The sequence below is a fragment of the Streptomyces sp. NPDC004266 genome (assembly GCF_042874095.1).
Lineage (GTDB): Bacteria > Actinomycetota > Actinomycetes > Streptomycetales > Streptomycetaceae > Streptomyces.
Genome location: NZ_JBIAMM010000010.1, coordinates 174457 through 188180, shown reverse-complemented (window position 1 = coordinate 188180; position 13724 = coordinate 174457). Strand labels below are relative to the sequence as shown.

General features: G+C 72.9%; 8 protein-coding genes. 2 read left to right on the top strand and 6 right to left on the bottom strand.

Annotated elements, in window-relative coordinates; all coding sequences use genetic code 11:
• Nucleotides 1-2: 2 nt before the first annotated feature.
• The 3 genes from ACFYUZ_RS24135 to ACFYUZ_RS24125 form a co-directional block, all read right to left on the bottom strand.
• Complete coding sequence (locus tag ACFYUZ_RS24135; RefSeq protein ID WP_389312653.1) at nucleotides 3-2321, bottom strand: polysaccharide lyase 8 family protein; 2319 nt, start codon at nucleotides 2319-2321, stop codon at nucleotides 3-5.
• 113 nt (nucleotides 2322-2434) lie between these two features.
• Nucleotides 2435-6283, bottom strand: coding sequence for an endo-alpha-N-acetylgalactosaminidase family protein (locus tag ACFYUZ_RS24130; RefSeq protein WP_389312455.1), 3849 nt, complete (start codon nucleotides 6281-6283; stop codon nucleotides 2435-2437).
• A 129-nt stretch (nucleotides 6284-6412) separates the two neighbouring features.
• The gene (locus ACFYUZ_RS24125) at nucleotides 6413-6922 is read right to left on the bottom strand and encodes a hypothetical protein (RefSeq protein ID WP_389312453.1); all 510 of its coding nucleotides are present in this window, start codon (nucleotides 6920-6922) and stop codon (nucleotides 6413-6415) included.
• A gap of 224 nt (nucleotides 6923-7146) precedes the next feature.
• Between ACFYUZ_RS24125 and ACFYUZ_RS24120 the strand changes: the two genes are divergently transcribed.
• Both ACFYUZ_RS24120 and dnaN read left to right on the top strand, forming a co-directional pair.
• On the top strand, nucleotides 7147-7758 hold the full coding sequence (locus ACFYUZ_RS24120) for a YceI family protein (RefSeq protein WP_389312451.1): 612 nt from the start codon (nucleotides 7147-7149) through the stop codon (nucleotides 7756-7758).
• A 191-nt stretch (nucleotides 7759-7949) separates the two neighbouring features.
• Nucleotides 7950-9053, top strand: a complete 1104-nt coding sequence (gene dnaN / locus ACFYUZ_RS24115) for a DNA polymerase III subunit beta (RefSeq protein WP_389312449.1) — start codon at nucleotides 7950-7952, stop codon at nucleotides 9051-9053.
• Nucleotides 9054-9070: 17 nt separating this feature from the next.
• Here dnaN and ACFYUZ_RS24110 read toward each other — a convergent pair whose 3' ends face one another.
• The 3 genes from ACFYUZ_RS24110 to ACFYUZ_RS24100 all read right to left on the bottom strand — a co-directional run bounded on the left by ACFYUZ_RS24110 (nucleotide 9071) and on the right by ACFYUZ_RS24100 (nucleotide 13697).
• Complete coding sequence (locus tag ACFYUZ_RS24110; RefSeq protein ID WP_389312447.1) at nucleotides 9071-10435, bottom strand: hypothetical protein; 1365 nt, start codon at nucleotides 10433-10435, stop codon at nucleotides 9071-9073.
• A 43-nt stretch (nucleotides 10436-10478) separates the two neighbouring features.
• Nucleotides 10479-12095, bottom strand: coding sequence for a citramalate synthase (cimA, locus tag ACFYUZ_RS24105; protein ID WP_389312445.1), 1617 nt, complete (start codon nucleotides 12093-12095; stop codon nucleotides 10479-10481).
• A gap of 282 nt (nucleotides 12096-12377) precedes the next feature.
• Nucleotides 12378-13697, bottom strand: coding sequence for an MFS transporter (locus tag ACFYUZ_RS24100; protein ID WP_389312443.1), 1320 nt, complete (start codon nucleotides 13695-13697; stop codon nucleotides 12378-12380).
• Nucleotides 13698-13724: the final 27 nt, after the last annotated feature.

The following is a 13724-nucleotide window of genomic DNA, read 5'->3' as shown; positions in this document are numbered from 1 at the left end:
ACCTAGAGCAGAACCTCGCAACCGTGGGTCGCTCCCCCGGTCCCCGGGGTGATCCGCAGCCGCAGCGAGGCCCCGGTGGCGAGGACCTCCACCGAGGGGTCGTGGCGGACCACCCGGCGGACCGGACGGTTCCACACCAGTTCCAGCGACCGGCCGGTGCGCAGGGGCTCGGAGACCCTCAGGTCGAGGACGGAGCGGCGGCGCCGGACGAGGACGCTCGCGGGCGCGGTGACCGTCAGCGGCCCCACCGTACCGGCCTCCCAGAGGTTCGCGGCGGTCAGTCCGAGGGACGGGACGGCGATCGCCTGCCGCTCGGCGGTGTTGTCGAGAACGTGCAGCCAGTGGGGGTCGGCGGCGCGGGCGGCGAGCGTCCGCGGGGAGGCGCCCGGCATCAGGAGGTACACGTACGAGGCGGCCACCGGATCGGCGCCGTGGTCCAGCCAGAGGGTCTGGTAGCGGCGGGTGCGGCGCTCGGTGGAGCTGGTGGTGTTGATGTCGCTCCAGGCGCCGGTGCGGTCCTCGCGCAGGGTGCGGAGGTCCCCGGTCCCGTCGGGGAACACCCAGCCGCCGTGGCCCTCCAGGTGGGCCCAGCCGTCGCCGGTGGTGAAGACCTGGGCGCCTCCCTCCCCGAGGAGGCGGTTGTCGACGACCGTCTCGACGGGCACGCCGTCGGTCGCGGTGATCCCGGCGCCCAGGCAGACGACCGCGTCCGCCGCGCAGAACCAGGACTTGCGGGCCTCCAGGGTGGAGCCGAGGCCCTTGAGGTGCTGGCCGACGGCCGCGTACTCGCCGTCGGTGGCCCCGCCGACCCAGCGGACGGCCGGCCGGGGCGCGCCCCACTCGCCGCCCGCCCGGTCGGCGAGGCGCTTGGTGGAGACGGTGGTGCCGGGGAGGCGGTACGGGTCGACGGTGGGCCAGAACCAGTCGGTGTACTGGTCGCCGAGGTCCGGGGTCCACCAGGAGAGCATTCCGGCGCCGGTGTGCCAGCCGCGCGGGTTCTCGCCGTTCCCGCACTCGTAGTACGTGATCCGGTTCGAGGCCATGGAGATGCCGGCGGCCCAGCCGGGGCGGCGGTGGACGGCCCGGTCCATGGCGGCGAAGAGCCGGTGGCCGGTGGGTTCGGGGGCGGCGGCGACGGGGGACGCGGCCACGGCGTGCAGCCGGGCCAGGTCGGCGACGCCGAACTGGCGGGCGGCGAGGATCGGGGAGACGGCGTCGCGCTCGATCCACCCCTTCACGCGCGCGTGCCACCGGTCCCGCTCGGCGGCGGACGCGCCGCCCGCGAGGAGGGCGATGGCGGCGATGACGCCCTGGCCGTGGAAGTGGTCGGAGCGCATGATCCGCCGGTCGTCGCCCTTGAGGTAGCCGCGGCTGATCGCGCGGCCGTTGACGCCGTCCATCATCAGGCCGTCGTAGATGAAGGGCGCGTAGGCCTTCTCGACGCTGTCGAGGACGATCTGCCGGTTCGGGTCGGTGACGGCCCAGGCGGAGCCGGCGAGGAGGGCGAAGAGCCGGCCGAGGCCGTCGAGCATGACCTGCCCGTAGGTGCCGGAGTAGGCGACCCAGGTGTGCTGGACGAAGGAGCCGTCGGCGTAGAGGCCGTCGCCCTGGGTGACGTACGGGAAGACGGGCGAGAGGGCGTCCCGGGCGAGGGCGATCTTGGCGGGGTTCGCGCCGAGGACCCCGCGCAGGGCGACCGAGCGGCAGAGGTCGACGCGGTTGGCTCCGGTGGAGGTGCCGGAGTAGTTCAGGAGGACCGAGTCGGGCACGAAGTGGTCCACGGCGGCGCAGGCGGCGGCGACGCGCTCGGCGCCGAGCCGGGGGTGGAGCGCGGCGACGATGTCCATGAGGAGGCGGGGCGACCCTATCTGCCACTCCCACCAGTTGCCGTAGCGCGGGGCGCCCGCCCGGTAGACCGTGGCGGAGAGGTGGTCGAGGCCGCGCAGCACGTCGGCGAGCAGGCCCTCGTCACCGGTGAGGCCGGTGCCGGGCTGCGCGTACGCCTGGGTCATGGTCCACAGGCGGCTGTAGCTCTGGGTGATGCCGGCCGGCGGGTCGAAGGGGGCGTCGGGCCAGAGCGAGGTGGGGGTGGCGGTCATGCCCGCGCGGAAGGCGCGCGCGAGCGTGCCCGTCTCGGCGAGCCTGCCGGCGTAGGGCTCGGCCCCGGCGTCGAAGCCGGAGCCGAGCTGGAGGTCGAGCCAGCGGAGCCGCAGCGCCTCGAACTCGTCGGCCGGGTCCGCCGCGTGGGCGGTGGGGGCGAGTGCGAGGGCGGCCGCGGCGGCCGTCGTGCTCAGGAAGGTGCGGCGGGACCAGAGGGGCAGGGACACGGGAGCCTCCCGGGGGAAGTGGTGGAGACCGGTCGGCGCCCGGTGTAACACCCTGTTTCCGACGCAATCAATGAGCACGGCAAGCGCTTGCTACATCTCGGGCTCCGTCAGCCCCCGCAGTGGAAGCGGGCGCTCCCCCAGTCCGCGTGGTCGTTGCCGTTCCCGTCGCCCCCGTCGCCGACCACCAGGTCGACGTAGGTGGCGCCGGTGAGGTCGGCGGTGAGCGACCAGGCGGGATCCGAGGCCTTGAGCACCGGGGACTTCGCCTTCTCCGCTCCGTCCGCGAGGACGCTGAACTGGACGCTGCCCCGGCTGGTCTGGACGTCGTCCACCCCGACCTCCGCGGTCAGCGAGGCGCACCGGCCGCCGAGGTAGTAGCGGACCTTCGCCGGGGCGTGGGTGCCCAGGCCCTTGGCGTACGCCACACCGCCGATCCGCAGCGGGGAGCCGTCGCCGGCGCCGGTCTCGCCGTTGGAGAGGTCCCGCTCGACGGGCCCCCAGCCGTTGGCGGCCGAGGTCCAGTCGAGGTCGCTCGCCCAGCTGTCGGCGGTGGGCGGCGGGGGCAGGGTGCGGACGGTGGTGGCGGCGGTGAGCTTCCTGGCGTCGCCGCCCAGGTCGTACGCGACGGAGGCGCCCAGCGGGTACGGCCGGTAGGCCGCGTCCACCGGCGGTGTCACCTGCCAGGTGGCGGTGGCCCTGGCGCCCGGGGCGACCGTGCCGAGGGCGACGGGCGCGGCGGGTTCGGCGGTCCAGCCCTCGGGGAGGTCGAGGACGGCCCGGGCGCCGGTGACGTCGCCGGCCTCGTCGTTGCCGAAGGTGGCCGTGACCTGGTTCGGGCGGCCGGGCTCCAGGGTCTCCGGGGCGGCGACGGTGAGCGTGCCGCAGGCGGCGCGCTCGGCTGCCGGGCCGAGGTCGGTGACGGTGAAGCCGTCGAGGACGAAGTCGGCGCCGTCCGGGGCGTCCCCGCGCTTGCGCAGCCCGGTCCAGGTGTCGCCGCAGCCGGCGGTGACCGTCTCGGCGAAGTGCCCCGTGGTCCTCTGCTGCCCGATCGGGGTGCGCCGGGTCTCGACGGCCGGTCCGGCGCCGTGCGTGCGGTCGTAGCCGGTGACCCACTCGTACGCGCCCGCGTGGCTGGACTGGTAGTCGTACTCCACGCGGTAGCTGTGTCCGTCCTTCATGGGGACGGTCCAGGGCGCGGTCCGGTAGACGAGTCCGCTGTTCTCGTCGTGGGACTTGAGGCTCTCGGCGCCGCCGACGACGTCGTCGATCGCCTTTCCGTTCCAGCCGGCCTGGGTGTACGGGGCGTGCAGCTGGGCTATGTGGGTGCGGGGGTCGGTCGTGCCGCCGGCGTCGCCCTTGAGGAAGGGGCCCCAGCCCTGGTCGACGGCCTCGAAGTCCTCGTACGCGACCGTGCCGGCCTTCTCCGCCGGGGCGTCGGCGACGATCCGGACGTCGTCGATCCGGACGGTCGCCGCGCTGCCGCTCGCGGCCTGGACGCGCAGCGGGGTGGAGCCGTCGGCGGGGGCGGTGAAGGTGACCTTGGCGCGCTGGAAGCGGGTGCCGTTCCAGTCGGAGGCGGCGACCCGGTCCTCCAGGGCGGAGCGCTCGACGGTGACCGCCCGGCCGCCGACGGACAGGGTGGTGGGGCGGGTCTTCCCGGGCTCGACCTCGATGAGGACGGAGGCGGTGTACCGCTTGCCGGGGGTGAGGCCGGTGATCTGCTGTCGGACCGAGGCGGTGGCGGTGCCGCCGAGCTTCGCGCTGTTGCGGCCCTGCTCGTCGGTGTCACGGGCGACGGTGCCGGCCTTGGTCCAGGCGCCGAGCTTGGCGTCGTTGAAGCCGGGGTCCTTCACCGGGGTGCCCTGGCCCCAGTGGGGGGCGGTCTGCGCGGGCGCGCTGTCGGGGTAGAGGACGTAGGGCTGTCCGGCGACGGCGTCGAGGGTGATGCGTCCTCCGGAGGGGCGCACGGTGGCGGTCTTCACGCGCCCGTTGTCGGTGAGCCTGTACACGGTGTACGCGCGCGTGCCGCCGGGGACGGCCCAGCTGGTGGTCCCCCCGGCCCTGTTGTAGTGGTAGAGCTTCTTGCCGCCGTCCCAGGGGAGCAGGTAGCTCTCGCCGTCGAGGACCTTGCGGCCGTTCTCGTAGAAGGTGCGGCGGCCGTTCTCCACGGTGCCGCGGACGCCTCCGGTGAAGGTGATGTCGTCGCCGTTCCAGCGGGTGATCTCCTGGTGCTGGAGGTACTTGGCGGGCAGGTTCCGCTGCCAGATGTTGGCGGAGAAGGCGTTCCAGTCGGTCTCGCCGGTCCAGCCCTCGAAGTCGACGAGGGCGGTCTGGCCGAGGACCGGGTGGTTGTTCCAGACGTCCTTCTCGCCGTTCCGGACGAAGCGGATGATCTGCGAGTTGAGGCCCTTGTTGGTGGCGCCGCCGTAGTCGAGGTCGTTGGCCCAGTGGGACCAGAGGGAGGCCCGCTCGAACTTCTCGGACCACTCGGTGGCGACGTTCCAGCCCTGTGCCCGGACGGCCTGCATGGTCTTGTCGGCGATCCAGCCGTGTGTGTAGTAGACGTCGATGTAGAGCATCGACAGGTTGGGGTCGGTCTCGTCGCGGAGCTGCTGGAAGCGGCGGGCGAGGTCGCCGCTGTTCACGTCCCGGCGCTGGTCGATGTAGTAGCTCTGGTTGAGCCAGTTCCAGCCGGGCTTGGTCTTGTCGACGAGGGTCTCGCTGAAGTTCTTCGCCTCGGGGTACGACTCGGTGGCGTTGACGTGGACGCCGAAGCCGGCGCCCCACTTCCCGCCCTCGCGCAGGAGGGTGTTGAGGTCGGCGAGGCCGCCGGCCCGCTTGTTGTAGTTGCCGCCGTAGTCGGGGTGGGCGGAGTCGTGGCCCTCGGAGCCGTACCCCTTGAGCAGCGCGAACTGGCCGAGGCCGTCGGTGGAGAGCGAGATCCGCTTGACGTCGTCGAGGGTGCGCAGGAAGGGGTGGGTGGCCTGGGAGGCGAAGTTGAAGGGGATGTGGGCGACGACCCGGTCCGGCGTCCGGTCGCCGCCGGGGGCCTTGATGCCGATCGCGCGGAAGGCGACGGCTCCGTCCTGCCAGTCGGTGGTGCCGTCACCGTTGGCGTCGGGGGTGACGACGACCTTCGCCCAGGGCAGGTCGTCGCCGCTCTCGGGCTGCGGGGCTCCTTCGCCCCGGTAGGTCCACTGGCCGGACCAGACGCCGACGCGGGTCTCCGTGCCGCTCCTGCGGGCCTGGTGCCAGAAGCGGGCGCCGTCGCGGGCGGAGGCGCCGGAGGGCTTGTCGTAGCTGGAGTTGGACTCGACGGCGGCGGCCAGCTGTCCGGTGTTGACGATCGCGTAGCTCGCGCCGACCGGGTTCGCCTCGGCCGCGGTGGTGTCGGTGACCCGGGCGAAGACGTCGGCGGTACGGGTGGAGTCCGGGTCGAGGCGGGTGAAGGCGGTCGCGGCGCCGGTGTCCGAGGAGCCGACGGAGACGAGGTCGTGGCCGGGGATGTCGATCGTGCCGACGCGGAAGGTCTCGGTGTCGCGGACGGCGGTCACCTCGAAGGTGGTGGTCCGGTCGTCGACGCCGAGACGGGCGTCGATCTCGACGCCGGGCAGGTCGGGGAAGACGAGGGTGTACGCGGCGGACCTGGCGGTCAGGACGGGTGCGCCCTCGGCCCGGACGGCGTGGGCGGTGCCGTTGAGCACGATCTGCGTCACCGGGGCCGTGCTCCCGAGGAGACGGGCTCCGCTCGCCCGGTCGGTGTACGACAGGACGCGGGGGAAGTCCTCGGCGACGGCGACGGAGAGCCGTTCGGAGCCGATGACGGCGCCGGCGGCGGTGGTGGTCTCTTCTTCGGCGAGGGCGGGTCCGGACAGGGCGAACACGGTGGCCGACGCGGCGGCGAGCGCGCAGACCGCACGGATCCTTCGCGGGCTTCGCGAGTGAGGGAGGGGCATGCGCACTAGTTGGCCCCGCCCCGGCAGCACCGTCAACGAGATCGCGCCGCGCGGGCCCCTCCAGTCCAAGAACCCCCTCCGGTTAGTCCAAGTGACCACCGGAGGGGGGCTCTTCGGCCGCGGTGGGGGTCAGCAGCCGCCGCAGTTGTAGAAGGTCACGTCCCAGTGGCTGCCCTCGTCGGCGTAGACGTTGCCGGCGCCGGACTTCCACTGCGGGGCTCCGTCGCCGCGCAGCCCGATGTAGGTGAACGTGTTCTTGATGTAGTTCCCGACGCAGGTGTACTTGCTGAAGTCCAGCTTGTAGCCGTTCCAGTGCGAGTAGGTGCCGCTCGCGTGGCCGGTCTCGGTGCCGCCGGTGATGTTGAGGGCGCAGCCGCTGGCGCTCTTGAGGGTCTGGGCGCCCTGGGCGGTGGCGAGGTTGAGCTGCTCGAAGGACGTGCAGGTGGGGTTGTTGCGGTCGGAGCAGCCGCCGGACGAGGACCAGGTGATCCCGGAGGACCGGAACATCGAGGTCGCGGTGGCATGGCTGATCTTGGTGACGGCGTGGGCGTCGGTGGAGGTGGTGAGGGCGCCGAAGCCGGGGGCGAAGAGGGCGCCCAGGACGAGGGCGACTGCGGTCAGGACGGAGCGGAGCTTCACAGGGGTTCCTCCTGCGGGTGACCGTGACGACTGGGGACGGCTGTGCAGGTGGTGCTCGTCGCGCAGGGAGATGGTGCCGCAGTTCTACGCGCGTCCGCCAGAGGGCGTCGGTGTCGGTGTGGCGCCGTCCGGGTGAACGACTTCCATAGATGTTGAATGTTGAACGGAATAGGGTTACAGTCGTCCTCGTTGAAGGTTCAACAAACACCGACAAGGAGCACGTCATGGGTCTCTTCGGCCGCAAGAACAACGAGTCCGCCACCGCCACCGCCACCCTCCCCGTGGACCCCGCCCTCGCCGCCCTGAGCGGCGACTACACCATCGACCCGGCGCACAGCAGCATCGGCTTCACCGTGCGTCACGCGATGGTCACCAACGTCCGAGGCACCTTCGCCGAGCACGAGGGCGCGCTGAAGCTCGACGGCTCGAACCCGGCCGCCTCCACCGCTTCGATCGACGTCAAGATCGCCTCGATCGACACCGGCATCGGCGACCGCGACGGCCACCTGCGCAGCGGCGACTTCTTCGACGCCGAGCAGTTCCCCCTGATGTCCTTCCGCTCCACGGAGGCGGCGCAGCTCGGCGGCGACAAGTACCGGATCACCGGCGACCTGACCATCAAGGACGTCACCAAGCCGCTCTCCATCGACCTGGAGTTCAACGGCACCGCGACGGACGTCTACGGCAACGAGCGCGTCGGCTTCGAGGGCTCGGCCGAGATCCTGCGCTCCGAGTGGGGCCTGACCTGGAACGCGGCCCTGGAGACCGGCGGCGTCATGGTCAGCGACAAGGTCAAGCTGAACTTCGACATCTCCGCGATCAAGAACGCCGCCTGACCCTTCCGCCGGCCCCGGAAGGCCCGATCCTTCCGCCCGCCCCCGGAAACACGAGCGCGCCCGCCCTCCGCAGCAGTGGAAGGCGGGCGCTCGGCGTTCTCCACCGCCCCGGAGGTGACGGGGGGGGGACGAAGGGCGTCCGGTCCCGCGGGCCGGCGCCGTTGTCAGTGGCGGCCGTTAGCGTCGGCGGCATGGAATTCCGCATCGACAGCGCCGTGTTGACCGACGCCGTGGCCTGGGCCGCGCGCGTCCTGCCGGCCCGCTCCCCCCTGCCCGTCCTCGGCGGACTGCTCCTGGAGGCGGCGGACGGCCGGCTGCGCGTCTCGGGCCTGGACCACGAGGCCTCGGCCCGCGTCGAGGTCGAGGCCGACACGGTCGCCGAGGGCCGGGCCCTGGTCCTCGGCCGGCGTCTGCTCGACATCTGCAAGGTGCTCCCCCGGGGCGGCACCGAGCTGGCCGTGGAGGGCGCCCGCCTCTCGGTGACCTCGGGCGACGCCCGCTTCGGCCTCTCCCTGCTGCCGCTCGACGACTACCCCGCCGCGCCCGCCCTGCCCGAGGTGCGGGGAGTGGTCGACGGGGACGCCTTCGCCGCGGCGGTCGGCCAGGTCGCCGTGGCCGCGGGCCGGAACGACTCGCTGCCCGTCCTCACCGGGATACGGCTGGCCCTGGACGGCACCACGATGACCCTGGCCGCCACCGACCGCTACCGGTACGCGGTCCGCACCCTGGAGTGGCGGCCGGAGGCCGGCGCCGACGCGGAGGGCGCGGACGTCGTCGTCCCGGCCCGCCGCCTCACCGAGATCGCCCGCTCCCTCGCGGGCGCGGGCCCGGCCCGCCTCGCCCTCGACTCCGGCTCCCTCGGCTTCGAGAGCGGCGGCACCCGCGCCACCACCCGCCTGCTCGACGGCCGGCTCCCCCGCCACGACAAGCTCTTCGCCCTCGGCGAGCACGCCCTCGCGGTCACCGAGCGAGCCCCGCTGACCGAGGCCGTCAAGCGGGTCGCGGTCGTCGCGGAGGGCGACAGCCCGGTCCAGCTGGCCTTCTCCCCCACCGCCCTCCACCTCCAGGCGGGTTACGAGGACGACGTGGCCTCCCAGCGCCTCCCCGCCACCCTCACGGGCGCGGAGTCCCTGACGGTCGCCTTCAACCCGGTCTACCTCCTGGACGCCCTGGGCTCCCTGGACGCTCCCGAGGTCCACTTCCACCTGCTGGGCCCGGGCCAGCGCGCCCTGCTCGGCGACGGCCCGGAGGCGACCCACCGCCATCTGCTGATGTCGGTGAAGCCGCTGGTCTGAGCCGCCCGGCGGAGCCGCTAGAAGCCGCCGCCCCCGTCGAAGCCGCCGCCTCCGCCGAAGTCGCCGCCGCCGAAACCGCCCCCGTCGCCGCCGCCGAAGTCGCCGCCGAAGCCGGAGGAGTCGAAGTCGGCGCCGGTGAAGTCGCCGCCCTGGAAGTCCTGGAAGTCGGTGCCGCCGTACTCGGCGGCGTAGGCGGGGGTGGCCAGCATGGAGCCGAGCACGGTGCCGACGAGGAGGCCGGGGAGCATGCCGCCGCCGAAGTAGCCGCCGGCCCAGGGGCCGTAGGCGGGGCCCGCCTCCCAGTAGGGGCGGCGGCCGCTGTCGGTGTCGACGGTGCGGGCCACGGGGTCGAGGCCGTCGTCGAGGCGGGCCGCGTCGGCCGCGCAGACGGGGACCTGGCGGGGCGTGCCGCCGGCCGGGCTCCAGGTCCGGTCCTCGGCGGCGGGGCCGTGGCGGGGGTCGAAGAAGCACGGGGGGCGGCGCTCGGGGAGCGGGCGGGACTCGCGGCGGGCGGCCAGGACGGCGAGGGAGAAGCGGCCGTCCTCCAGCGCCTGGGTGACGTCGCGGACCTCGTGCGGCCGGGTGACCGCGGCCATGAGGGACTTGGCCCTGTCGTACGAGTCGAGGGCGCGCTCGTAGTCGCCGCGCATGGCGTCGTCGGCGCCCCGCTCGGCGGGGTGGAAGTCGAGGCGTTCGAGTTCCTCGCCGAAGGCGGTGATGTCCTCGTCGACGACGACCCGGAGCCGGTCGAGGGCGGCGCGCTCCTCGGCCTCCTTGCGCAGCCGCTTGCGGCGGACGACGGCGTAGGCGCCCGCGCCGCCCGCGACGACGACCGCGCCGAGGACGACGAGCCCGGCGACGGGCACCCCGGAGTCCTTGCCGACGGAGCCCCAGGAGGCCGGGGCGGAGCCGCGCATCACGGGCAGGGCCTGGTCGACGAAGTCGTTCAGCTCGGTGGCGGCGTCCACGCCGGGCTGCCGCACGGCGGTGACGAGGTTCCGCACGGCCTGCCCGGACATCACCGAGCGGTCGGCACCGGCGTCGAAGCGGTCGCCGAGGCGGACGGCGTAGAGGCCGGCGATCCCGGTCTGCGTCCGCAGGTTCCGCAGCAGCCCCTCCGGCGGGAACTGCGCGTTCGCGGGGAGGACCGCCACGAAGAGCGGCTTGTCCGCGTCCCTGATCTTCTGCGCGAGGGCCTTCGCGTCGGCCGCGGAGAGCTGGCCGGCGGCGCCCGGATCGACGTAGACCGGGCCCTGTCTCAGGGCGGCGGCCGCGTCGGACACGCCCGTGGCCCTGGCACCCGCGGCGGGCGCCAGGACCAGGAGCAGGATCAGGAGCAGGCCGCCGAGGGCCGACCCCGTGGACATCGCCCTGGTCCTCATGGTTCGACGCTACCCGAACCGGACCTGAGGGGATATACGGGGACTATTCGGCGGGGTCGATCCCGGCGCGCAGCAGCCCGTACGTGAAGGCGTCCTCCAGGGCCTGCCAGGACGCGGCGATGACGTTCTCGCCGACGCCGACCGTGGACCACTCGCCGTTGCCGTCGCTGGTGGTGACGAGGACCCGGGTCGTGGACTCGGTGCCGTGGCGGCCCTCCAGGATGCGGACCTTGTAGTCGACCAGCTCGAACTTGGCGAGCGGCGGGTAGATCCGGTCCAGGGCCACCCGCATCGCCCGGTCGAGGGCGTTGACCGGGCCGTTGCCCTCGGCGGTGGCGACGATCCGCTCGCCCTTGGCCCAGAGCTTCACGGTCGCCTCGTTGGCGTGGGTGCCGTCGGGGCGGTCCTCGACGATCGCGCGCCAGGACTCCGTGCGGAAGTAGCGGCGGGCCCGGCCCTCGGCCTCCTCCCGGAGCAGCAGCTCGAAGGAGGCGTCGGCGGCCTCGTACGTGTAGCCCTTGAGCTCGCGCTCCTTGACGCGCTCGACGACGCGGGCGACGAGCTCGCGGTCGCCGCCCAGGTCGACGCCGAGTTCCTTGCCCTTGAGCTCGATGGAGGCGCGGCCGGCCATGTCGGAGACGAGCATCCGCATGGTGTTGCCGACCAGCTCGGGGTCGATGTGCTGGTAGAGGTCGGGGTCCACCTTGATCGCGGAGGCGTGCAGTCCGGCCTTGTGGGCGAAGGCGGAGACGCCGACGTACGGCTGGTGGGTGGAGGGCGTGAGGTTGACGACCTCGGCGATGGCGTGCGAGATCCGGGTCATCTCGGCGAGCGCGCCCTCGGGGAGGACCCGCTTGTCGTACTTGAGCTCCAGGGCCGCGACGACGGGGAAGAGGTTGGCGTTGCCGACCCGCTCGCCGTAGCCGTTGGCGGTGCACTGGACGTGGGTGGCGCCCGCGTCGACGGCGGCGAGGGTGTTGGCGACGGCGCAGCCGGTGTCGTCCTGGGCGTGGATGCCGAGGCGGGCGCCGGTGTCGGCGATGACGGTGGCGACGACGGCCTGGACCTGGGCGGGGAGCATGCCGCCGTTGGTGTCGCAGAGGACGACGACGTCGGCGCCGGCCTCGTGCGCGGCGCGGACGACGGCCTTGGCGTAGTCCGGATTCGCCTTGTAGCCGTCGAAGAAGTGCTCGCAGTCCACGAAGACCCGGCGGCCCTGGGCGGTCAGGTGGGCGACGGTGTCGCGGACCATCTCCAGGTTCTCGTCGAGGGTGGTGCGCAGGGCGAGCTCGACGTGCCGGTCGTGCGACTTGGCGACGAGGGTGATGACCGGGGCGCCGGAGTCGAGGAGCGCCTTGACCTGCGGGTCCTCGGCGGCACTGAGGCCGGCCCTGCGGGTGGCGCCGAAGGCGACGAGCTGCGCGTTCTTGAACGCGATCTCCTGCCGGGCGCGGGCGAAGAACTCCGTGTCGCGCGGGTTGGCACCGGGCCAGCCGCCCTCGATGAAGCCCACGCCGAACTCGTCGAGGTGCCGGGCGATGGTCAGCTTGTCCGCGACGGTGAGGTTGATGCCTTCACGCTGCGCCCCGTCGCGCAGTGTCGTGTCGAAGACATGGAAACTGTCGTCGAGGCGCGATCCCTCGGCGTTCTCCGTGGTCATGGCTGTGATGGCTCCTGTCGGATGTGGCTCCGGAAGGTATGGATCCACTTGCCCCCATTCTCACGCGTCGTCCGCTTCCGGCGTGGGTGGGGCCGGAAAACGAAAAAACCCCTCGCGGGTGCGAGAGGTCTGCGCGCGGGTCTGGGGCACGGTGTCCACTGCCGCGGGGATCGTGCCGCGGTTCAGTGGTCACTGCGGACCGGCGCGCTGCTGCCGATAATCATCGTGGTAGCAAGCACGCCGGAAGTCTGACACAGGTCCGGGATCGGCGGGACGAGGGTCTCACGATACGGGCATTCGATCTCGCTGCCGCTCGGAGCGGGCGGCGCCGACCCGGCCCAGGTCGATGTCCCGGGTCTCCCTCATCGTGAGGTAGACGACCAGGGAGACGGCCGCGCAGCCCGCGACGTACCAGGAGAAGCCCGACTCGACGCCGGCGTCCTTGAACCACAGCGCCACGTACTCGGCGGTGCCGCCGAAGAGGGCGTTGGCGACGGCGTACGGCAGGGCGACGCCGAGGGCGCGGATGCCGGTCGGGAAGAGCTCGGCCTTCACGCAGGCGTTGATGGAGGTGTAGCCGGTGACGACGACGAGCGCCAGGAGGGAGAGGCCGAGCGCGGGCCAGAAGGAGCCGGCGTGCTTGAGCATCGTCATGATCGGGACGGTGAGGAGGGTGGACCCGAGCGCGAAGGTGATGAGGAGCGGGCGGCGTCCGATCCGGTCGGAGAGCCGGCCGGCGAGCGGCTGCAGGCAGGCGAAGACGATCAGGGCGCAGAAGGAGACCAGGGTGGCGGTCTGCTTGGGCAGCCCTGCGGAGTTGGAGAGGTACTTGGTGAGGTAGGTCGTGTACGTGTAGTAGGCCACGGTCCCGCCCATGGTGAGCGCGATGACGAGGAAGGCCTCGCGCTTGTGCGCCCACAGGGCCTTGAGGGTGCCCTGCTGCCCCCGGGCGACGCCGGAGTCGGCGGTCTCCTCGTACACCTCCGTCTCCAGCATGGTGCGGCGCAGGTAGAAGACGACGGCCGCGCCGAGGGCGCCGACGACGAACGGGATGCGCCAGCCCCAGGCGTGCAGGGCGTCGGCGGACAGGGTGTGCTGGAGGACGAGCAGCAGGCCGAGGCCGAGGATCTGGCCGGCGGTCATCGACACGTACTGGAAGCTGGAGGCGAAGCCGCGGTGCTGCGGCGCGGAGGCCTCGGTGAGGTAGGTGGCGCTGGCCGCGTACTCGCCGCCGACGGAGAGTCCCTGGAGGAGGCGGGCGACGAGGAGGACGGCGGCGCCGCCGTACCCGGCGACCGAGTAGGTGGGCGCGATCGCGATCAGCACGGCGGAGGCGGACATCAGCGTCACGGTGAGGGTGAGCGCCGCCTTGCGGCCCCTGCGGTCGCCGACCCGGCCGAGGAGCCAGCCGCCGACGGGGCGCATGAAGAAGCCGACGGCGAAGATGCCGGCGGTGTTCATGAGCTTGGCGGTGTCGTTGCCCTCGGGGAAGAACGCCCCCGCGAAGTAGGTGGCGAAGCTCGCGTACACGAACCAGTCGAACCACTCGACCATGTTGCCCGCGGAACCGACCCAGATCTTCTTCCAGTGCTCTCGTCCCATGGGCAGGAACCGTGCCGGAGATCACGC

Excerpts from the sequence above, each read along its gene's own strand:
- ACFYUZ_RS24100 (WP_389312443.1), bottom strand. The coding sequence starts at position 13,697 with ATGGGACGAGAGCACTGGAAGAAGATCTGGGTCGGTTCCGCGGGCAAC.
- cimA (WP_389312445.1), bottom strand. The coding sequence starts at position 12,095 with ATGACCACGGAGAACGCCGAGGGATCGCGCCTCGACGACAGTTTCCAT.
- dnaN (WP_389312449.1), top strand. The coding sequence starts at position 7,950 with ATGGAATTCCGCATCGACAGCGCCGTGTTGACCGACGCCGTGGCCTGG.
- ACFYUZ_RS24110 (WP_389312447.1), bottom strand. The coding sequence starts at position 10,435 with ATGAGGACCAGGGCGATGTCCACGGGGTCGGCCCTCGGCGGCCTGCTC.
- ACFYUZ_RS24130 (WP_389312455.1), bottom strand. The coding sequence starts at position 6,283 with ATGCCCCTCCCTCACTCGCGAAGCCCGCGAAGGATCCGTGCGGTCTGC.
- ACFYUZ_RS24120 (WP_389312451.1), top strand. The coding sequence starts at position 7,147 with ATGGGTCTCTTCGGCCGCAAGAACAACGAGTCCGCCACCGCCACCGCC.